This is a genomic window from Streptomyces sp. NPDC085937, from assembly GCF_044540535.1.
Taxonomy (GTDB): domain Bacteria; phylum Actinomycetota; class Actinomycetes; order Streptomycetales; family Streptomycetaceae; genus Streptomyces.
In genome coordinates, this window is the sequence record NZ_JBITSH010000001.1 from 408665 (window position 1) to 428917 (window position 20253).

16 protein-coding genes are annotated in these 20253 nt (G+C 71.1%); 4 read left to right on the forward strand and 12 right to left on the reverse strand.

Going from position 1 to position 20253, the window contains the following annotated elements; translation table 11 throughout:
- Positions 1-2: 2 nt before the first annotated feature.
- The 10 genes from ACIF8S_RS01610 to ACIF8S_RS01655 all read right to left on the reverse strand — a co-directional run bounded on the left by ACIF8S_RS01610 (position 3) and on the right by ACIF8S_RS01655 (position 11733).
- A complete protein-coding gene (locus ACIF8S_RS01610; RefSeq protein WP_399996705.1) occupies positions 3-1622 on the reverse strand; it encodes an alpha/beta hydrolase in 1620 nt (539 codons plus the stop codon).
- Positions 1623-1745: 123 nt separating this feature from the next.
- Positions 1746-2525, reverse strand: a complete 780-nt coding sequence (locus ACIF8S_RS01615; protein ID WP_399996707.1) for a TIGR04222 domain-containing membrane protein — start codon at positions 2523-2525, stop codon at positions 1746-1748.
- Positions 2526-2601: 76 nt separating this feature from the next.
- Positions 2602-3489 carry an alpha/beta fold hydrolase gene (locus tag ACIF8S_RS01620; RefSeq protein ID WP_399996708.1) on the reverse strand — a complete coding sequence of 296 codons (888 nt, stop codon included), beginning with the start codon at positions 3487-3489 and terminating at the stop codon, positions 2602-2604.
- A gap of 150 nt (positions 3490-3639) precedes the next feature.
- The gene (gene asnB / locus ACIF8S_RS01625; RefSeq protein WP_399996710.1) at positions 3640-5469 is read right to left on the reverse strand and encodes an asparagine synthase (glutamine-hydrolyzing); all 1830 of its coding nucleotides are present in this window, start codon (positions 5467-5469) and stop codon (positions 3640-3642) included.
- Positions 5470-5504: 35 nt separating this feature from the next.
- Positions 5505-6791: an aspartate aminotransferase family protein gene (locus tag ACIF8S_RS01630; RefSeq protein WP_399996712.1), complete on the reverse strand. Its 1287-nt coding sequence runs from the start codon at positions 6789-6791 to the stop codon at positions 5505-5507.
- Positions 6769-7890, reverse strand: coding sequence for a hypothetical protein (locus ACIF8S_RS01635; RefSeq protein WP_399996713.1), 1122 nt, complete (start codon positions 7888-7890; stop codon positions 6769-6771). Before ACIF8S_RS01635 ends, ACIF8S_RS01630 begins: the two co-directional genes overlap by 23 nt.
- The gene (locus ACIF8S_RS01640; RefSeq protein ID WP_399996714.1) at positions 7887-8939 is read right to left on the reverse strand and encodes a GNAT family N-acetyltransferase; all 1053 of its coding nucleotides are present in this window, start codon (positions 8937-8939) and stop codon (positions 7887-7889) included. Before ACIF8S_RS01640 ends, ACIF8S_RS01635 begins: the two co-directional genes overlap by 4 nt.
- A gap of 210 nt (positions 8940-9149) precedes the next feature.
- A complete protein-coding gene (locus tag ACIF8S_RS01645) occupies positions 9150-10520 on the reverse strand; it encodes a DUF6002 family protein (RefSeq protein WP_399996715.1) in 1371 nt (456 codons plus the stop codon).
- Positions 10520-10954: an aspartate 1-decarboxylase gene (gene panD / locus ACIF8S_RS01650; RefSeq protein ID WP_399996716.1), complete on the reverse strand. Its 435-nt coding sequence runs from the start codon at positions 10952-10954 to the stop codon at positions 10520-10522. The genes ACIF8S_RS01645 and panD overlap by 1 nt, the downstream gene beginning before the upstream one ends.
- Before the next feature lie 38 nt (positions 10955-10992).
- Positions 10993-11733 carry a TauD/TfdA family dioxygenase gene (locus ACIF8S_RS01655; protein WP_399996718.1) on the reverse strand — a complete coding sequence of 247 codons (741 nt, stop codon included), beginning with the start codon at positions 11731-11733 and terminating at the stop codon, positions 10993-10995.
- A gap of 483 nt (positions 11734-12216) precedes the next feature.
- Between ACIF8S_RS01655 and ACIF8S_RS01660 the strand changes: the two genes are divergently transcribed.
- A complete protein-coding gene (locus tag ACIF8S_RS01660) occupies positions 12217-13461 on the forward strand; it encodes an MFS transporter (RefSeq protein ID WP_399996719.1) in 1245 nt (414 codons plus the stop codon).
- An 82-nt stretch (positions 13462-13543) separates the two neighbouring features.
- Here the strand turns inward: ACIF8S_RS01660 and ACIF8S_RS01665 are convergent, their stop codons facing one another.
- Positions 13544-14860 carry a DUF692 domain-containing protein gene (locus ACIF8S_RS01665; protein ID WP_399996720.1) on the reverse strand — a complete coding sequence of 439 codons (1317 nt, stop codon included), beginning with the start codon at positions 14858-14860 and terminating at the stop codon, positions 13544-13546.
- Between the two features lie 259 nt (positions 14861-15119).
- Here ACIF8S_RS01665 and ACIF8S_RS01670 point away from each other — a divergent pair, with 259 nt between their 5' ends.
- From ACIF8S_RS01670 to ACIF8S_RS01680, 3 genes are all read left to right on the forward strand, one after another.
- On the forward strand, positions 15120-16100 hold the full coding sequence (locus tag ACIF8S_RS01670; RefSeq protein WP_399996721.1) for a TIGR03619 family F420-dependent LLM class oxidoreductase: 981 nt from the start codon (positions 15120-15122) through the stop codon (positions 16098-16100).
- A 139-nt stretch (positions 16101-16239) separates the two neighbouring features.
- Positions 16240-17160 carry a presqualene diphosphate synthase HpnD gene (gene hpnD, locus ACIF8S_RS01675; protein WP_399996723.1) on the forward strand — a complete coding sequence of 307 codons (921 nt, stop codon included), beginning with the start codon at positions 16240-16242 and terminating at the stop codon, positions 17158-17160.
- A gap of 75 nt (positions 17161-17235) precedes the next feature.
- Positions 17236-17910 (forward strand): phosphatase PAP2 family protein, encoded by a 675-nt coding sequence (locus tag ACIF8S_RS01680; protein WP_399996725.1) that lies wholly within the window; start codon positions 17236-17238, stop codon positions 17908-17910.
- Between the two features lie 70 nt (positions 17911-17980).
- On the opposite strand, the gene ACIF8S_RS01685 is transcribed toward ACIF8S_RS01680, so the two are convergent.
- Positions 17981-20044 (reverse strand): neutral/alkaline ceramidase, encoded by a 2064-nt coding sequence (locus ACIF8S_RS01685; protein WP_399996726.1) that lies wholly within the window; start codon positions 20042-20044, stop codon positions 17981-17983.
- Positions 20045-20253 lie beyond the last annotated feature (209 nt).

Here is a 20253-nt window from a genome sequence, read left to right on the forward strand (position 1 = left end):
CGTCACGCCGCGGGCGCGGGCGCCGTCGGAGCGGGTGGGGTCGTGGCCGGTGCGGTCGGAGCGGGTGCCGGGTGCGGTGCGCAGGAGGCGCGCCGGCCCGGCACCTCGCCGTCCAGCAGATACGCCGTCAGGTGCTCGTTGACGCAGGCGTTGGCCCCGCCCGCAAGACCGTGGCTGCCGGCGTCCCGCTCCGTCACCAGCGCGGATCCGGCCAGCCTGCGGTGCAGTTCCAGGGCGCCGTCGTACGGGGTGGCCGCGTCCCGCTCGGCCGCAAGGATCAGTGTCGGCGGCAGCGCGCCCCGTCCGGCGCGCACGTCCAGGGGCCGCTGCCGGGGCGCGGGCCAGTAGGCGCAGGGCAGATTGGTCCACACGTTGTCCCAGGTCTCGAACGGCGCCCGGCGCGCGAGCCGGGTGTTGTCCCGGTCCCACACCGCGAAGTCCGTCGGCCAGGGGGCGTCGTTGCACTCCACGGCGAGGTAGACCGCGCGCGTGTTCTCCGCCTCCGCCGCCGCCTCCGGATGCTCCTCGGCCTGCTCGACCAGCGGCCCGGGGTCGCCCTTCAGGTACGCCGACAGGGCGTGCGCGCGCTGCGGCCAGTAGTCGTCGTAGTAACCGGCCCTCAGCATGGCCGTGTGCAGCTGCGCCGGGCCGACCTTCCCGCCCGCCGGCCGCGCCGCCAGGCGGGCCCGCACCCGGTCGTAACTCTCCTGCACCTCCCGCGCGGTGCCGCCCAGCCCGTACACGTCGTGGTGTGCGGCGGCCCAGGCCCGGAAGTCGGCCCAGCGGTCCTCGAACGCCGCCGACTGGGCCAGGTTGTTGCGGTACCAGATCCGCTCCGGGGCCGGGTTCACCGCCGAGTCGAACACCATCCGCCGGACGTGCGAGGGGAACAGCGTGGCGTACAGCGCCCCGATGTACGTGCCGTACGACGACCCGAGGAACGTCAGCCGGGTCTCGCCCAGCGCGGCGCGCAGCACATCAAGGTCCCGGGCGTTGGCGAGCGAGGTGTAGTGGCGCACGGCGGCGCCGGTCCGCTCGGCGCAGCCGCGCGCGTAGGCGGCGGCGCGGGCCGCGCGGTCGCGCTTGACCTCCGCCGAGGGGTGCGCGGGCGCGGGCGCGGGACCCTGCTGGAAGGTGCTCGGGTCGGTGCACGACAGCGGCGCGGAACGGCCCACCCCGCGCGGGGCGTAGCCGACCAGGTCGTAGGCCGCCGCGAGACGCTTCCAGCCGGGGACGTGTCCGAGCATCGGGAAGTACGTCCCGTCGGCGCCGGGCCCGCCCGGGTTGTGCACCAGGGAGCCCTGCCGGGGCACCGTGCGCCCGGTCACGGGGTCCGTCCCGGTGGCCCGGGACCGGCTGACGGTGAGCCGGATCTGCTCGCCGTCCGGGCGGGCGTAGTCGAGCGGGACGCGCAGGGTGCCGCACTCCACGGTGGGCGGCAGGCCCTGCTCCTCGGCGCACGGGCCGAAGTCGATGCCCGCCTCGGCGGCGCGCGCGGCGGCGACGGCGGTGCCGCGCGCCTCACCGGCGGGCGTCCGGGCGCCGGCCGGGGCCGCGGCCAGGGGGGTGAGGAGCAAGGACCCTGCGGCTCCTGCGGCCAGGAGGACGGCGGCGGTTCTCATCGGTGATCCCTTCGGTGCGCTGCCGCGCCGGTGCGCCGCGTCGACAAAAGGGATGTTTTCGGGCGGCGGGGGTGCGGGCAAGGACCGCTCACCGGGTGTCGGCCGCGGGTCGCCGGGCCCGGGTCACCAGCCCGGGCCCGGCTCCCGGTGGGCGAAGGCCTCCCGCACCTGCGGTTCGCCCACGGCGTGCACCCCGCGCACGGCGACGGAGGTGAGGTAGGCGCGGTCGTCGTCGGTGTCACCGGCCGCCGCCCGGCGCGCGGCGTCCAACAGCCGCTGTCCGGCGGGGGAGGCCCAGCGTGAGGCGGGGTGCGCCTCGAACCGCGCCACGGCCAGACAGCCCAGCGTGAACACCAGGGGCAGCGCGAACCACAGGGCGACCAGAAGACGCGGCATCTCCGACGGAACCGGCATGAGCAGCGCGACGGCCCCGAGCCCGGCCACGGCCGGCGCCGCGAGCCGCAGCCGGCGGACCGCCTCCCCGACGCTCCGCCCGGCGCCCTCGGGCACCGCCAGCCCGGCGCCGACCAGCCGGTCCGCCAGCGCCCGCACGGCCTCCGTGGCCGCCGCAGCCTTCCGCACCGGCGCTATGGGCGACTGCCCGTCCGGCCCGATCGCCCCGATCACCGACCGCTCCACGTCGTCCCGCCCGCGCGGATCGACGACGGTGGCCCAGCCGGTGTGGGCGAGCAGCAGCCGCCGCTGACGCGCCATCGCGACCAGCGTGACGTCGGCGACCCGCGCGGGTCCGCCGGACAGGAACGCCGCCTCGTACAGCGTCAGGCCGCGCCGCCCTCCCGCAGCGTCACCGGCCGCCGCGTCACGCACTGCGGCGAGACACAGCCGCAGGCAGGAGATCCCGGCGATCGCCCAGGCCAGGAGCAGGAGAGGAACCCAGAACATGGATTGTTTGTAAGGGACATGGTCGCTGGAACACCATGCCTTGTTCACCATGCGGACACGGCACCGCGGGTACCGGTCATGAAACTCGGCCCGGTGTCTTCACCCCCGCCCAGGCCCTCCGTAGTTCCTCGGCCAGGCGGGCGGGAGCCTCCTCGGCGATGTGGTGGCCGCTCTCCACCCCCTTGGCCGACAGCTCACCGGCGACCCAGTCCCGCCAGACGGCGGCGACGTCCTGGTACAGCAGAGGCAGGTCGCTCCTGGTGCCCCACAGCACGAGGGTGGGGCACTGCACGCGCCGTCCGGCTGCCCGGTCCTGGTCGTCGTGCCGGCGGTCGATACCGAGTCCGGCCCGGTAGTCCTCGCACATGGCATGGATGGTCCGCGGATCGCCGAGTGCCCGTTGGAGGTCCTCCCAGGATTCCTGGCCCATGTCCTCCGGGGTCTCCGGGTACCAGAGGCTGAGGTTGCCGCCGATGACGGTTTCCGGACCGGGGCTCGGCTGGGCACGGAAGAACCAGTGCCACCACCGGGTGGCGAAGTCGGCGTCACAACGGGCCAGGGCCTCGCCGATGGGGACGACGTCCAGTGCGGTCAGGTGGGTGACGGCCGAAGGATGGTCCAGGGCGAGGCGCGTGGCGACGTAGCCGCCGCGGTCGTGTCCGACCACGTGGAACGTCTCATGCCCCAGGGACCGCATGAGGGCCAGGCAGTCCGCGGCCATCCGGCGCTTGGAGTAGGGCGCGTGGTCGTCGTCCGTGGCGGGCTTGGACGACTGCCCGTAGCCGCGGAGGTCGGGACAGACGACGGTGTGGTCCTCGGCGAGCAGGGGAGCCAGCCGGTGCCACGTGGTGTGGGTACGTGGGTGCCCGTGAACGAGGAGGACGGCAGGTCCGTGCCCGCCGTGGCGCACGCGCAGGCCCACCTCACCGAGGTCGACGTATCCAAGAGTGAATTCGGGAAACACGGCACACTTCTTCCCTCGATACCGACGTGTGAACGGCCGGCCACCGTTCGTCACGGCGCGTCTGTTCGCCCGGGTGCGTCCGTCCGGCTCACCCCTGGCCGGACGGACGCACCTCGGCGGCGCACGCGAGAACCGCGGGCCCGGGCGTGTTCAGGCCAGGGACACGTTGTAGTCCCGCATCCAGGTGTCGACCTCCAGGATCGGCAGGAGGAGGTGGCTGGAGTTGAGCCATGTCATGGTCTTCGAACCCGACTGGGTGAGCGCCTCCACCCGCTGGGGGTCGAAGACACCGTGCAGGGGGGAGGACGGGTCGCTGAGCACTTTGTCTATGGACCGCATCACCTCGGCGTTGTAGGCCGGGTCGTGCGTCCCGGGGTAGCCGCTCTTGGGCCGGTCCAGGGTCTCCTTGGGAAGGACGTCGGCGAAGGCGAGCCGCAGAAGGCTCTTCCAGCGGCCGTCGGCGTTCTTCATGTCCCACGGCACGTTCCAGACGTACTCGATCAGCCGGTGGTCGCAGTACGGAACGCGCACCTCCAGGCCCACCGCCATGCTCATGCGGTCCTTGCGGTCGAGGAGGTAGGCGAGGGGGCCCTTCAGGCTGTAGTACATGACCTCGCGCATCCGGGCGTTGAGTCCCTGCTCCCCGGGCAGGCGGGGGACTTCCGACTTGAGGGTGAGGTAGCGGTCGTGCTCCGCGTCGGCGGGCCTGACCCGCCGGTGCAAGTCGGGGGCGAAGGCGTCGGCCAGACGTGGGGCGTCCCCGATCCACGGGAAGCGGTCGCGCCGGACGAGCCGCTCGTCGTGGTACCAGGGGTAGCCCCCGAAGACCTCGTCGGCGGCCTCCCCGGACAGCGCCACGGTGGACTGTTCGCGGATCGCCTTGAACAGCAGATGCATCGACGTGTCGAACTGCCCGAGAGAGGGCAGGTCGCGTGCGCGCCGGGCGGCCGGCAGAGCCGCGAGCACGTCGTCGGTCTGCAGCGTGATGTTGTGGTGCACGGTGCCGAGGTGTCGAGAGGCGAGCCGTGCGTAGGGAGCGTCCCGTTCGGGCCGTAGCTCGGTCGGTTTGAAGTCGTTCTCGTCGCCGCCGAATTCGACGGCGAAGGTGTGCAGGGGGCCCTCGCCGGCCGCGTTCAGACGGCGGTTGGCGAGGGCGGACATGATGGTGGAGTCGAGCCCTCCGGACAGCATCGCGGAGCGCGGCACGTCGGCGACGAGCTGACGGTCGACGATGTCCTCGAGCAGGTTCCGGACGGTGGCCACGGTGGTGTCCAGGTCGTCGCGGTGTTCGCGACTTACCAGCCGCCAGTAGGGATACTCGTGGCCGCCGGAGCGTGAGAAGCGCAGGACGTGCCCCGGGCGAACCTCGCGCAATCCGCGCAGCGGTGTCTCGCCGGGGAGGGCCAGCCGGGCGTTGAAGAGGATGGGCAGGCTGTCCTCGTCCACGACTGGCTGGAAGAGGGGATTCGCCATGATTCCCTTGGGTTCGGAGGCGAAAAGTATGCCGCCGGAGTAGGCGTAGTAGTAGAGCGGCTTGATGCCGATGCGGTCACGGGCGAGGACGAGCTCCTCGCGCCGCGCGTCCCAGACGGCGAAGGCGAACATGCCGTTGAAGTGGTCGACGCAGGAAGCGCCCCACTCGAGGTAGGAACGCAGGACGACCTCGGTGTCGGAGCGGGTGGTGAAACGGTGCCCGCGGCCTTTCAGGAGCGCGCGCAGTTCCCTGAAGTTGTAGATCTCGCCGCTGTAGACGAGGACGGCGGGCTCCTGGTGGGGTTCGGCCGTGGCGACGGCCGGCTGTGTGCCGCCCTCGAGGTCGATGATCGAGAGGCGACGGTGACCCAGGGCCGTGTGAGGTCCCAGCCAGGTGCCTGCGGCGTCAGGGCCTCGGAGGGCCATGGTGTCGGTCATGCGCTGGAGCGTGGTGCGCTCGTGGCTCAGGTCACGGGTGAAGTCGGTCCATCCGACGATGCCGCACATGTGTGTCCTTTCTGAGGGCTGCCGAAGCGGGGCGGTCAGGCGGTGGCTGCCGCGGTGACGCCGTGCTGCGCGGCCACGGCGAGGATCCGGGCCGCTGCCGCGATCTCTCCCTCGGTCACGGTCAGCGGTGGAGCGATGCGCAAGGAGTTGCCATGGCGACCGCCGCTGCCGATGAGGAGGCCGTGGGTGCGGCACGCTTCGACGAGGACTCGGGCGGCGGCGGGGTCGGGCAGTCCGGTGCGTGGGTCGACGACGTCCACCGCCAGCATCAGTCCCTGACCGCGGGAGCCCGTCAGGTGTGCGTGAGCTGATTCCAGTCGCTGCAGCTCGCCCAGCAGGTGTTGCCCGGCCTTCTCCGCGTTGCCCTGCAGGTCGTGGTCGAGGAGGTGGTCCAGGGTCGCCAGCGCGGCGCTGCAGGCCAGGGGGTTGCCGCCGAAGGTGGAGATGGACCTGCCCGGGATGCTGTCCAGGACGTCCCGCCGGGCTATCACTCCGCCGAGAGGGAGCCCGTTGGCTGTCCCCTTGGCGAAAGTGATCACATCGGGTGCGAGGTGATGGAGCTGGTGGCCCCACCAGGCGCGGCCCGTACGGCCCCAGGCCGTCTGTACCTCGTCGCAGATGAGGACCGCGCCGTGCCGCGCGGCGATTCGCGCGTACCGTTGCAGCAGCCCCGTGGGCGGCGTGTGGAACCCGCCCAGGCCCTGCACGGGTTCCACGATGAGCGCGGCGGGTGGTGCCTTGCCGGCGAGCCGTGCCTCCAGGTCGGCCACGGGATCCCGGGGAGGGTGTTCGTCGCCGTCGGGCGACGTCCTGCCGTTCGATGCGAACGTGACGTCGAACGGTGAGTAAGGGCTCGGCCGCCACCCGGGCAGCCCGGACACCGCGCTGCTGGTGAGCGACCTGCCGTGGTAGCTGTCGGTGAGAGCGATGACGTGGTTGCTGCCCGTATGGCACGTGGCGGCCAGCAAGGCGGTGTCATTGGCCTCCGTACCGGAGTTGACGAAGAAGACCACCGCATCGTCGATACCGGACTGTTCGGCAAGGCGTTCCGCCAGGCGCACTTGCGCGTCGATCAGATACAAGGTGGAGGTGTGGACGATGCCGCTGTCGAGCTGACGGTCCAGGGCACGGCGGAACTCCGGGATTCCGTAGCCGAGGGTGTTGGTGAGGATGCCGGCGAAGAAGTCGAGATGGGCCACGCCGTGGACATCGGTGACGGTGCGTCCGGAGGCCGAGACGGGCTGAAGCGGCTGGTCGTAGTACGTGGTGACCCACCGGGGCAGGACGCGTCGATGACGATCAGAGAGATTCCGGGGTGTCATACGTCTTCCTGGGTTCGGGCGTCGGCGCGGGCAGCTGAAGCAGCCGCTCGCGGAGGATCAGCTGCCGGGTGCGGAGTTCCTCGATGTCCTGCGGCCCGAAGGTCGCCGGGCAGTCGGGCCAATGGGGGCGCAGCACATCCAGCGCCGCGGGCGCGAAATGGGCCTTGCCCTGGCGGTCGACCGTGATGCCGTCGAGGACGGACCACCGCTGGTTGCGGTCGACGGCCTGGCGTTCCGACAGGCCGGGCGGGAGCCGCAGTGCGACACTGCGCCCGGTGATGACGACGGGGTAGCCGCCCGGCCTTCCCTCAGGAGCGGCCACGTGTCCGACGTAGTAGTCACGGGGGTGTGTCAAGGCGTCGATCACGGCCGCGCCGGAGACCGCACCGATCTCGTTGAGATCCGCGCGTGGCCGGCGGCGCCCCCGCTGAAGTATGTCGTGCGCGGCGGTCAGGGGCTGATCGTCGAACCACGCCCGGATGTCCTGGTCCGCAGTGGGAGGGGAGTGCAGATGGGCATGATGGGCGAGGACCTTGAGACGTGACTCGTCGCTGACCCGCAGCTCGCTGCGTAGGAGACCGACGAGCGTGGACACGTTGCCCAGCCCGCACAGGACAGGCAGTCCCGCACCGTGCAGGACCGGATTGACGGCATCGGGGAAGCACGCGTTCACCACAGCCGTGCCAGGGCTTGCCTCCACGGCGGACGCGGCACGGAGTGCGGTCGCCGCCTGCAGGGGCACCGTGACGCCGAATCCCGCCGCGCCGACGAGGTGCGTCCATGCGGACGGGTGCCCGCGCATCTCGCCGGGTGAGTACTCCGAGGAGCAGACGGCCAGGACCTGCGGCTGGTGGCGGCCGAGCAGCGGCCGCAGATCGGCGCCTCCCGCCACATCCAAACGGTGCGGGCAGAAACGGACGGACCGGTCCGCGAGCACGGCGTGCGCGTTGGCGAGGGCGGCGAGATTCCGGGCACGGTCGTGGTGGCCGCTGACGACGTGTACGACCGTCGGCCCGGACGCGCGCTGGGCGAAGGCCTTGCTCAGCGTGCCGGCGAAGGCACCGGTGCCGAGGACGACCACATGACGGGGCCGCTTCATCGTGGCGTTCCCCGAGACGGCTCGAACCCGGCCAGATGCCCCAGCACGGTGTCGAGGTGGACGATCTCCGGCTCGGCCAGCCCGGGACACCGGGCGCTGAGATCCAGGCGGGGCGGCCGCTCGTCGTCGGCGTAGTACACCGGCGTCAGCCTGTCCGACGCATCCGAACGCAGCAGCGGATTCGCCACCAGGAAGTCACGGACGGCGGGAGTGTCCCGGCGGGGATAGAGCCTCACGCGCTTGGTGGCGAAGTGATTGGGAGGCCACTCGGGGTGCGCGCCCAGCCTGCGCTTCCACTGGAAGATGCCCTTGCTGATGTACGCCTCGGTGCCGAACAGATCCACGCGCGCGACACGCTGTTCGCAGGCCCACCGCAGCAGGTGGTGGTAGAGGGCCTTGAACGCGCCGCTGCGGTAGTGCTCGTCACGGCCGTCGAGTACGCCCAGGAGCCGGGTGGTGAGGGTGCGCCGGTCCTTGGACCAATGGCACAGCGCCCCGGCGACTCGTGTGCCGGCCTGACTGAGGAAGAACAGCGTGCCGTGGCGCAGCACCGCATGGCGGGCCACGTCGCGACGCTCGGTGCGGCTGCGGTCGCCGTGCCGGTTACGCATGGTGGGAACGTGCATGCGGTCGTAGAAGAACCCGAGAGCCTCCGGCGAGGAGTCCTCCTCCAGCACCCACTGGTGCTCACGCTGGTCGCGGCGGAATTGCCAGCGCTCCCGCTTGGAGATCTGCCGAGCCAGCTCCTCCTGTGACGGGGGGACATCCACCACGAGGTGGAGGCGGAACGGTGCGGTCACACTGCCCTGTGCGGGCAGACCCCGCAGGACCCGTTCCTCGGCCCCCACCACCAGGAGGTCGGTGCCGGCGCAGTCACCGGCGGCCACGTCGCTCCAACGGGCGGTGGTGCACGTGCGCCCGGCAGTGGCCCATCCGAGCTGGGTGCGCTGGTGCTCGAGCAGCTGGAGGATGTTGGTGCGGCCCACCGGCAGACCGGCGTACCCGATGCTGAGGCCGTCGTTGCCGGCGAGGGAGGAAATGACGGGCACGCCCCGTTGGAGGCTGTCGGCCCTGCTCCGGACAGCGCGCCAGCGGGGGGAGGGGGAGTTGTTCCACCAGTAGGCGAGGCGCGCCGCGACCGGGGTGAGGAGTTGGTGCCGTGTCGGGGAGGTACGGTCGGCGTCCCCCGCCGGGGCGGGGGGGAGCTCAGTCGTCGCGGTCGGCGAAGTCTGATCCTGAGTCGTCATGGGGCCTCACCCTCAGCTGCCTGCGGCTGTGTGCACGAGGTCCCGCAGGTCCCCGTAACCGGTGATCGCCCGCATCTGATGTGTCTGCGGTGCCTGATAGTCGTCCGCGCCGTAGGAACCGGAACCGTGGATGAGGATCTCCGTCTCGTCGAGCAGGCCGCGGTCCAGGGCGTTGAGGACGCCGGTCATTGCCATGACGAGAGACCATTCGCGGATCTGCCGCGGGTCGGCGGGGAGTTCGACGTGGGCCGGTTCCAGCAGAGCGCGAACGAGCGGGTACCGGTCCAGGCACTCGGCGAGCGAGACGACGATCCCTCCGCCCCCCTGGCGACGGATGATCCCGTTCATGCGTTCGGAGGTCGCGGGAGTGCGGGTGTAGAAGGTGGCGTCGAGTTGCTCGTCGGGTGCGAACGTCCGGGCGGGGAAGCGGGGGTCGGAATCCTGCACGTGGAGGCCGTCGCGGTACTGCCACCGCGGTCGGTAGTCGAACCTGCCGTGGTAGTAGCTCGAGACCATGTCGGGCGTGCCCAGGTGCTGCACCAGGAAGTAGCGTGCCCCGGTACCGGGCCACTCCCGTCCGGTGTGCTGCTGCTGGCCGTAGAAGTGGCCGAGCAGTCCGAAGGCGCTCGAGACGGAGTGGGCGTGCACGCGCGGCGCGGCCGGCAGGTGGTCCCGCTCGAACAGGGCTCGAGCGGTGTCCGCGACGGCGTAGTTGCTCAAGTCCATCGTGTGCCACAGTCGCACCCCGTACCGGGCGAAGAGCGCTTCGGCCTCCTGGTCCGCCAGGGCGCGCGCGAGTTCCTTGACGTGCAGCGGCTGTGAGGAGTCGAGGACCGCCAGCGGGTTGCGGGCCCGCAGGACGCCGTCGTCGGTCAGGGGTGAGCGCCACAGTTTCTGACAGGAGGCGGCGGGCACCACGCAGACGATCCGGAGTTGGTGGGCGCCGACCAGGCCGGTCTCGTGAGCCCGCAGCACGGCGTCTCGCAGGGCGGTGGCCTTGTTCGCACTCGACGGTGTGACGATCATGATTGGCTCGCCGGTGTGCTGGATGTGTGCCACCGCCCGGGCCACGATCATCAGGGACGCCAGGGTCTTGGTGGTGCGCGTCCTGGGGTTGTGCATCAGGTTCAGCAACCGCAGGGGGGTGTCGTGGTAGCTGCCCAGCTCCTGTGCGCTGATCCCGCCGGGCTCGAAGAACCGTTCCAAGGCCGGAGTGAGGTCCGGCAGGTGCCAGCCCGGGGTGAACCCGGCCGGCCGGTCACCCCTCCCGGCGTCCGCCAGTACGCCGGACAGGTCGTCGTAGTAGCGCACGAGGGCGGGGCGGACGCCGCCGGAGGCCGGGGCGAGGACGCCGGCCGAAAGGGGGGAAGCCGTCGTCGCCATCACACCGCTCCCTGCGTGAGGGTGTCACCGCGCAGCAGCGAGGAGGCTGCCCGGTCGGCGGGGACATGGGCCGGGTCGCCGCCGATGTCCACGGGGCGGTTGTGCTCGTCGACGAAGACGATGGTCGGCTGTAAGTCCCGGGCCTGCTCCGCGGGTACGCCCTGGTAGGCGATGACGATCACCAGGTCACCCGGGGCGATCAGCCGGGCCGCCGCGCCGTTGATGCCGACGACGCCGCTGCCGCGCGCGCCCTCGATGACGTAGGTGCTCAGCCGGTTGCCGTTGTTGATGTCGACGATGTCGACCTGCTCGCCCGGCAGCAGGTCAGCGGCGTCCATGAGGTCGCGGTCGAGAGTCAGGGATCCGACGTAGTGCAGATCGGCCTGGGTCACGACCGCCCGGTGGATCTTGCTGTGCAGCATGGTGCGGAACATGGGGAGACTTCCTTCCTTCGGGGGCCTGCATGGAGGGTTCAGACGGCGATCTGGATGCGTCGCAGGTGCCGGCGGCGGTCGCTGAAGGCGTTCCGGGCGTGCAGGAGCCGCCAGTTGTCCCACACGAGCATGTCCCGCTCGGAGTACGTGATGGACACGTGCTCACGGTCGAACGCGGCGTGCCAGCGCTGCTGCAGCTCCGCGGCCGGATCGTCGTCGTCGCGTATGAGGTTGTTGCAGCTGAACCGGACGATCGAGCCCTGGTCGGTCTCGGCCAGGACCGGGTGACGGGTCCTGAGGTCGAGTCCCAGGCGCCGCACGCCTTCTGTGGTCTTCCAGTCGTACTCGTGCGTGAGGAACCACTCGCGTTCCTCGTCCGAGAAGGCGTCGACCCAGGGCCTGGTGTCGGCGAGTGTGGTCTCCCCGCCGGGGCCCTCGGCCGGCGTGACGCACCACAGTGCGATGTACCGCGGGGGGACCACTGCGAAGTCGTATCCCTCCGAATGCGGGGTCAGCGGACGGGTGTTGCCTGCGTGGTAGACGTCGTCCATGCCGGGCTCCGGACGTACGTCACCGACCACGGCGCCGGTGTAGTTGGGTACGAAGCGGCCCAGGCTCCGGCAGAACCTCACCGGGTCGAACTCCTCGGGCACGTTGCACATCTGCACGTAGCCGTGCTCGTCCATGAGTTGCTGGAAGGTTTTCATCAGCAGCTCATCGGTCAGCGGGTCACCGTTGAAATCGACCTGGGAGAGAATGCTGAGAGGTGAGTGCGTCATGCTTTTCCTCCGGTGGGATTGAAGGTGGCGCAGCGCGCGTCGCGCATCCGGTTCAGGCGGTCAGGAATTGCGCGCGGGGGTGGCAGCCGGCATCGCGGAGTCGGGGTCAGGAATACCGGGACTCGGCGGTATGGCCGGTGACGCGTTGTCACGTAACCAGGGCGCCCGGATGTGTGTCAAGGACTTGGGGCATCTCACGTTCCGTGCACGTTCGCACTGGCCAGAGATGTTGCGAAGGGTGATACTCGCATGTCGGACGACGTTCAACGTGTTGCTGTGCGGCCACTCAAAGTAATATCGTTTGCTCGAAAGTGGGCCGGGTACTCGGCGGGGGCTTTTTGTGTCCGCACCCGCGTAATTGCCGCTGCTGGCGCAGGCGGAAATGAAGATGGCTGAAATCGTGCTCCTCCGGCCGACGGGAAAATCGATCGGTCCGGCGGCCGCAGATTTCCAACACTCCACGGCAGGAAAGGGCAGCGACAGTTGAGCCGGAATCACCCTGGGAAAGACCGGAAAGATCACTTAATCGTTCGCCGTCTCCTGTTCAGCGAGGGCGTGACCGCCCTGGGAGACGGACTCTGGTTCAGCATGTGGGCGGTCTACCTGACGTCCGTCCAGGGCGTCCCCGCCGCGACCATGGGACTCGCCATGGGCCTGGGCGGGGGAGTCGGCCTTCTCGCGGCCCTGCCCATCGGCACGTTGACCGACCGCCTCGGTGCCCGGGAGACCCTCGTGGCCGTAACCGTTCTGCGGGCGGCCTTCTCGCTCACGTTCCTGGCCACACACACCTTCTGGCCACTGCTGATCGCAGCCGCCCTGTTCACCTCGATGGAGACAGCCGCCAAGGGAAGCAAAGTGGCGCTGGTCCATCTCATGGTGCCCGAACGGGACTGCCTGCCCCTCCTCGCCCGGGCCCGCGTCGTGCAGCACATCCTCTACGCCGCGGGCGCCGGCGCCGCCGCCTGGGTGCTCGCACACCGGTCGACCACCCCTTACCACGGCGCAGTCGTCGTCAACAGCCTCACCTTCGTCATGTCGGCCGCGATCCTGATCGGCCTTCCGCACGTCCCACCCGTACCCGCCGCGCGACGTCAAGCAGGCACAGCGGCGCTGCGCAACTTCCCCTTCACCGCCATCATGAGCAGCACCGCCCTCCTCGCCCTCTGCTGGGCGCTCCTGTCGAGTGGCCTGCCGCTCTGGCTCAAAGAGGGCACCACGGCACCCGTGTGGATCGCCCCCCTCGCAGTCCTGGCGAGTTCCCTCCTCATCGCGCTCTTCCAGGTGCGAGTGACCCGCAGCGGGCAACGACTCGCGGGAGCCGTGCGCTCCTCCTGGCGCGCCGGCGCCGCACTCGCCGGCTGTTGCCTCGTCTTCGCGGCGGCGGCCTGGCCCGCCAGCCCGGTCATCGCCGCCGTCGTCGTCCTCGCCGGACTGGGCCTGCATGTCCTGGGCGAGCTCTACTACGTGGCGGCCCGGTGGGGACTGTCCATCAAGCTCATGACGCACGGCGCGCAAGGCCAGTACCAGGCTGTTGCCGCCACCACGGAAGGCGCCGTGGTCGCGGTCGGGCCGGCGCTGGTCGTCACCCTGGTCAGCGGCGCCGGGGCGGCGGGCTGGGGCGTCCTCGCCCTCGTTCTCCTCACCTGCTCCGCGCCGGTGGCCCCCCTCTGCCGATCGGCCTTGCGCCGCAGGACCGCTCGCCCGGCGAAGGAGACGTCACCCGCCTGAGAGCCGCCGGGGAAGGAACGGCGCACCTCGATCCGGCCACAGGGGAGCTGCAAGGTACCCCTGCTGATGCCGGGGGCCGGCGTCAGCGTCGGAGCAGGGCGCGGCGGGTCGCGCGGGCCAGGCGGACGACCGGGCGGGTCGAGCGGGGCTTCGGGCCTGAGCGGTCGAGCCACCATTCGCGCAGCTCGCGCCGCGCCCGCGTGTCCTCGGGCCGGCCGGTCAGCAGCAGTTCCCCGGCGAAGTCCAGTGCGTCGCGCCGGTACCCGCCGGTCATCGGCCGCGTCTGCGCGTACGCGAGGAAGGCCACCCGGTAGCCGTCGCCGAGGATCACCGGCAGTTCGGGCGCCACCTTGGCGACGACATCGGCCCGCTTGGCGGCCAGCGCACGCGCCTGCACCCTCATCCGCGCCCGGTCGAACCCCTCGGGCACCGGCGTTCCCGCGGTCAGCGCGGACAGCACCGCGGTCTGCGCGAGCGCCACCCGCTCACGGGCAGGCCCGGTCCCGCCCTCGACGGCAACGGCGTCCCGCGTCGGCGCGTACTCCGGGGCCGCGGTCTCCCGCCGCTCCCGCGCCCCCGCCTCCACCGCCCGCCCGATCGCGTCCAGTTCGCCCTTCAACTCCTCCGGGGCCGGGAAGTTCTCGTCCCGCTCCAGCAGCACACCCGGGGGCGAGACCCGGGAGGCGAGGTCGGTGAGGATGTCGAGCACCGGCCGCGGCACCGGGTGGGCGTGGCTGTCGTGCCACACGCCGTCCCGCTCGAAGCCGCCCGCGACATGGACGTACGCGATGGCCTCCAGCGGCAGTTCGGCGAGCGCCTTGGCCGGGTCCTCGCCGCGGTTGACGTGGTTGGTGTGCAGGTTGGCGACGTCGATGAGCAGCCGTACGCCGGTGCGGTCGGCCAGCTCGTACAGGAACTGGCCCTCCGTCATCTCCTCGCCGGGCCAGGAGAACAGCGCGGCGATGTTCTCCACGGCGAGCGGCACCGGCAGCGCCTCCTGCGCGATGCGGACGTTCTCACAGAGCACGTCCAGGGCGTCACGGGTGCGCGGCACCGGCAGCAGGTGCCCGGCCTCGATCCCGGGGGAGGCGGTCAGCGGCCCGCCCGCCCGCACGAACGCGATGTGCTCGGTGACCAGGGGCGACCCGAGCACCGTGGCCCGCTCCGCGAGGGCGGTCAGCCGCTGCTCGTCCGGCCGGTCCCCGCCGCCGAGACCCAGCGAGACGCCGTGCGGTACGACGGTCACCCCGCGCCCGCGCAGCCGCAGCAGCGACTCGGGCAGGTGTCCGGGGCAGACGTTCTCGGCCACCGCCTCGACCCAGTCGATCCCCGGCATCGCCTCGACCGCGTCCGCGATCTCCGGCCGCCAGCCGATCCCCGTACCCAGTCGCACCGTCATCCCCGTCCCCTCCTTCACCCGGCCTACCGCCCGGCCCCCGGTACCGCCCGCACGGGCGTGCCGGGGATATGACCCCGGGCTGCGCGCCCGAACCGTCCTCCGGCCGCCTTCAGAGGAACATTTGAGGTTCCCCGACCCGCCGGCCGTCTTCCCGAGGGCCCCCGTCGCAGCTAGCACGCCGAGACTTTGCCGACGTGATGCTCCCCCCTGCTCGATCCTTTACCTGCACGTGTATAGATTAGGATCTAAATCTATCGACGTGACAACGGATGTGCCGGTGCTGCCGCATCCGACGAGCGGCCCCTCACAAGAGGAACTGGACATGCGCATCGGCTTGGCTCTGCCGACCTTCGGCCCCGGCGCGAACACGGACGGCATCGTCGCCGTCAGTCGTTCCGCGGAGGACCTGGGCTACGACTCCCTCTGGACAGGCGATCGCATCCTGTCCCCGCGGAACCCCGGCGCCCCGTATCCGGTCGGTGACGGAGTGATGCCCAGGGTCTACGAGAACAGCCTCGACCCGCTGGTGTCCCTGACGCTCGCCGCCGCGCACACCGGGCGGGTCCGTCTGGGCACGAGCACGCTCAACGGTCTGTGGCAGCCGCCTCTGATGCTGGCCCGTTCCCTGACCACGCTCGATCTCCTGAGCGGTGGGCGCCTGGACGTCGGACTGGGGCTCGGCTGGATGCCCGACGAGTACACCGCGGTGGGTGTGCCGTGGCAGGGCAGGGGCCGGCGGCTGGACGAGACGCTGGACGTTCTGCGGGGGTACTGGGCCAACGACGTCTTCTCCCACCAGGGACCGCTCTTCACCGTCCCGGAGACCGTCGTCGGGCTCAAGCCCCACCAGCGCCCCGCGCCGCCCGTTCTGCTCGCCGCCTTCACCCAGGCGGGTCTGCGCAGGGTCGCCCGACGGGCGGACGGCTGGCTGCCCGTCGCCATGCCGCTCCCCTACCTCACGGGCATGTGGGCGACCGTCCTGGCGGAGGCGGAGGACGCGGGGCGGGATCCGTCCTCCCTGCGCATGGTGCTGCGCGTCAACCCCGAACTGACGGCGGAGAAGGCCGACCGCGAGCGGCTCCCCGAGGCCGGGACCTTGGAGCAGTACATCGACTACGCCCGGGCGGCGGCCGAGGCGGGCGTGCACGAGCTGTTCATCGACTTCGGGCAGAGCCCCCTCGGCCTCGACGAGCGCGCCGACATGACCGGCCGCTTCGTCGAAGGCGTACGCGCGGGCTGACCTGGCCGTCCGGACGCGTCGCTGCCGGGTCCCCCGGCCGTCGCGGCTTTCGGGGTCCGCCGGGGCGGATCGGCGACGGCCTCCCGCGTGTTCGTGGAAATCGTTGCTCTGAGAAGTGCTGAGGAAAGTGAGTCCAGGCATGACGACGTATCGGCCCGTCTCCGCTCCGGTACTGGCGGCCTACAGTTACTGCGAGGCGGTCACCGGACACGAGGCCCGGAATTTCTCGTACGGCATCAGGCTGTTGCCTCAGGAGAAACGGCGTGCCATGGCCGCCCTGTACGCCTTCGCCCGGCGGGTGGACGACATCGGTGACGGTTCCCTCGATCGAGAGACGAAGGAATCAAGGCTGGAGGCGGCGCGCACGGTCGTCAAGCGGATCCAGGCCGGGGAAGTGGAGGAGCTCGACGCCGAGCCGATAGCCGTAGCGCTCGCCGATGCCGCGCGGCGCTTCCCGATTCCGCTCGACGGCCTCGAAGAACTGATCGACGGCGTACTGATGGATGTCCGGGGCGTCACGTACGAGACCTGGGACGACCTCAGGCTCTACTGTCAACGCGTCGCGGGAGTCGTCGGACGTCTCTCACTCGGTGTGTTCGGAACTGTTCCCGGCGTTCCCGGCACGGAACGTGCGGTCGAATACGCCGACACGTTGGGGCTCGCGCTTCAGCTCACGAACATCCTCCGGGACGTACGTGAAGACGCGGCTCTGGGACGCACCTACCTACCTGCCGAGGAGCTGCGGAAGTTCGGGTGCGGAGCGGGTTTCGGCAGGCCCGCACTGCCACACGACGCCGACTTCGCAGGGCTCGTCCACTTCGAAGCCGGCCGGGCACGGGCCCTGTACGAGGAAGGGCTTCGCCTCCTTCCCATGCTCGACAGACGCAGTGGGGCGTGCGTGGCTGCCATGGCGGGCATCTACCGCAGGCTCCTCGACCGCTTCGAGCGCGAACCCGAGGCAGTGTTGCGCGGCCGGGTCTCGCTGGCGGTCCATGAGAAGGCATCCATCGCCGTCCGCAGCCTGTCGGGCATCGGCGCCCGCGGTGCTCGCCGGCGGTGAACCGGCCCCCACTGCAGCCGCTCATTCACGGACCATGCGGCGGCGGACACACGTCGCCCGACGGAAGGACGTTGCGTGTTCTCAGGCAGAAGAAAACTGGTCGGCGGCTCGGCTGTGCTGGTGGCGCTGTTCGCGCTGGGGGCGGTGGCGAAGACAGCCACGCTGACACGGTGGGACACGGCCTTCGACGAGGAACTCGCCGAACGGCGTACCGGCGGATTGACATGGCTGGCGAAAGCGGCGACGGAGGTGTCGCAGACCTCGGTCGGGGTGGCGCTGGCACTGCTGCTTCCTCTGGTGCTGTGGATGTTGCACCGGCGGCGGGACGCGGTGCGGGTGCTGCTGGTCTTTGTCGGCGCGCTGACAGTGACGCTCGTGGCGAAGGTGACGGTGGCCGAGCACCGGCCGCCGGCCCGGTTGTGGGTCGAGGTCCCGGACAACGCGCAGAGCTTCCCCAGCGGGCACACGACGATCGCCGCGGCCCTCGCGCTGGCCCTGGTCCTTGTGGTGCGCGGGCGTGCGCGAGTGCCGGCGGCGGTTCTCGGGGTACTGCTGACGGCCGGGGTGGCGCTTGCCCGGATGTACCTGGGGGTGCACTATCCCCCGGACGTCGCAGGCGGGGTGCTGAGCGTGACAGCCGCACTGTTGCTGACCCTGGGGTTCCTGGAACTCCCTCCGGTCGCCAGGCGGCTGCCCCTTCGCGACCGGTCCGACGACGAGCCCCGGAAGGTCGCCGCCGCTTCCCTGTGACCCGCAGGGAATGTCCAGGCGGCCGCGACGGCTGGGCATCCGGGTCGTCACACGACCGGCAGCCGAAGGTCTAGCGGACCTGGAAGGCCGTTGACACGCCCGTGATCGACGAGACCTTCCCGCCCAGGCTCCTCGCGTCGCCGTGGTAGACGACCCGATAGGTGCCCGAGGGGGTCCCCTGCGGGATGTCCCAGGTGATCGTGACCTTGGACGCGGCGATGCCGTCGCGGGCCCAGTGGAAGCGGGTCGTCCAGTCGCCGTCGTCGGCGACGGTGCGCCAGGCGCCGCCGGAGTCCCGGCGCTCGATCCGCAGGTAGGTGTCACCGCGGTGCAGGTCGTTGCTCGGATGGGCGCCCGCGAAGACCACCTCGACGCGCTCACCCGGACGGTAGGTCTCCCGCGGCCGCACCAGCACGTCACCGAACTTCCGGAACAGCGGCGGCGCGTCCAGGACCACCCCGGGCTGCAGCGAGAGCGCCGTGCCGGTCAGGTCCGGCGGCTCGGGGCCGAGCGGCAGGCTCGTGCCGTCGCGCAGGGAGACCGCCAGCTCGGCCGCGGTCTGCTGGAGCGCCGGGAGCTGCCAGCGGCCGAAGAGGGTGCTGCCGCCCTCGTACTGCTGGGCGTCGTACTCCTCGGGCGTGGTCACGTAGTGGAAGTACGCGTTGCTGTACCCGGCGACCAGGACGTCGTCGAGGCCGGCGCCGACGATCCCGGCGACCGTGCGCCGCAGCCGCAGACCCGCGCACACGGTGACCTCGCCGGGGACGCCGATCAGGTACAGGCCGCCGATGCGCACCAGCATCACCGGCACCCGCTCCTGCACCCACGGGTAGATCCGGTTCATCTCCCCGATCGGCACGAAGACGTCCTTCGGTGCCTGCGCCTGCTTCAGTTCCGGGGACACCGTGTAGATCAGGGAGTTGGAGATCGCGTCCCAGAACGGGTTCGAGCCCTCCTCGAACCCGGGGAAGGCCGGCCCGTCCTCCAGGCTCCCCGCCGCCATGGCCGCGCCGACGCACGGCTTGGACGTCCGGTGGGTCCGTCCGTCACCGGTGAACTCCGGGCGCACCGTGACGTCCGAGAGGTCGATGTACACCAGCCGGGAGTCGACCGGGCCCGCCAGCCGCACGCCGGGCCCCTCCGCCTGGGCCGCGGCCGCCTCGTACTGCCGCAGCCCGCTCGCCCGGGTCGACTCGAAGTCGGCGGGCGTCGTCGGCGGCACCAGGTCCAGGTTGGGGGACATGTCGCCGCTGTTGGTCTGGGCGAACGCCGATACGAACGCCGGGGAGCCGTCGGCCAGATAGTCCACCCCGTGGACCTCGCGCTCCCAGTGGTAGGCCGCGTACCCCTTGTTGTCGGCGCTGATCAGGCGGTTGTCGCCGGACATGCTGGTGCCGTGCACGGGGAACCAGTTGACCGCCCCGACCGTACGGCCGTCCCGCTCCACCCGCAGCAGCGTGGTGAGGGGGTCGACGGCGTCGGGGAAGTGGTCGCGGTCGGCCTTCGGGTTGCGGTCGAAGGCGGTCCGCGAGCGGTTGACGCTGGCGCCGGTCAACGTGCCGTGACTCAGCAGGAGTTCGGACGGGGCGAGGTCCTCGTGGGCGTTCCGCGCCGCCTCGAACAGGCCGTCCGCCACCGCCTCGAAGGTCGCCTCGTGGAAGCCGAACGTCGTGGTGTTGTACAGCAGATGGTGCGAGTAACCGCCGGGGCCGGCGTGCGTGTGGGTGGCGGTGATCAGCACGTTCTGCTCGGTGTACAGGTCGCCGTACGCCTGCTTCAGCCGCCGCAGCACCGCCCGGTGGACGCTGTCGAAGATCATGGGGGAGTCGGCGACGATCAGCAGCACACGGCGGCCGCTCGCCTCCTCTGCCACCACGAACGCCCGTGCCCGCAGACGGGTGTGCAGACCAGCGGCCTGCTGGTCGAACCGGCCGTACCCCATCATGCCGACCTCGGCCACCTCACCGGTGGCGTCGGAGATGCCCCGGCCGACGAGGTAGCCGCCGCCTCCCGCGACGGCGGCAGCGGCGGCGCCCGGGGCGACCAGATGCGCGCCCGCCAGCCCGAGGCCGGTGACGGCACCGGCCTTCAGGACGGTCCGGCGGCTGCGCGACGGAGGACGATTCGCGGTCATACGCTGCTCCTCAGGGTCGGTCGGCCCCCCGGCGGGCAAAACATGAACAACATTCAAGTTCCGCGCGCCTCATTGGTACACCGCCCGACATGAACACGGCAAGAGGTGTGCACGGGACCGGAGAAACGCCGTCGCGGGCCCGGAACCGCCACGGAAGCGCCATATCGGCCCCCGCACCCCTGGCACGACGAAGCCGGCTCGGCGGGTCC

Coding starts and splice junctions, on each gene's coding strand:
- ACIF8S_RS01610 (WP_399996705.1), bottom strand. CDS start 1,622: ATGAGAACCGCCGCCGTCCTCCTGGCCGCAGGAGCCGCAGGGTCCTTG.
- ACIF8S_RS01615 (WP_399996707.1), bottom strand. CDS start 2,525: ATGTTCTGGGTTCCTCTCCTGCTCCTGGCCTGGGCGATCGCCGGGATC.
- asnB (WP_399996710.1), bottom strand. CDS start 5,469: ATGTGCGGCATCGTCGGATGGACCGACTTCACCCGTGACCTGAGCCAC.
- ACIF8S_RS01630 (WP_399996712.1), bottom strand. CDS start 6,791: ATGACACCCCGGAATCTCTCTGATCGTCATCGACGCGTCCTGCCCCGG.
- ACIF8S_RS01635 (WP_399996713.1), bottom strand. CDS start 7,890: ATGAAGCGGCCCCGTCATGTGGTCGTCCTCGGCACCGGTGCCTTCGCC.
- ACIF8S_RS01645 (WP_399996715.1), bottom strand. CDS start 10,520: ATGGCGACGACGGCTTCCCCCCTTTCGGCCGGCGTCCTCGCCCCGGCC.
- panD (WP_399996716.1), bottom strand. CDS start 10,954: ATGTTCCGCACCATGCTGCACAGCAAGATCCACCGGGCGGTCGTGACC.
- ACIF8S_RS01655 (WP_399996718.1), bottom strand. CDS start 11,733: ATGACGCACTCACCTCTCAGCATTCTCTCCCAGGTCGATTTCAACGGT.
- ACIF8S_RS01665 (WP_399996720.1), bottom strand. CDS start 14,860: ATGACGGTGCGACTGGGTACGGGGATCGGCTGGCGGCCGGAGATCGCG.
- hpnD (WP_399996723.1), top strand. CDS start 16,240: ATGACGACGTATCGGCCCGTCTCCGCTCCGGTACTGGCGGCCTACAGT.
- ACIF8S_RS01685 (WP_399996726.1), bottom strand. CDS start 20,044: ATGACCGCGAATCGTCCTCCGTCGCGCAGCCGCCGGACCGTCCTGAAG.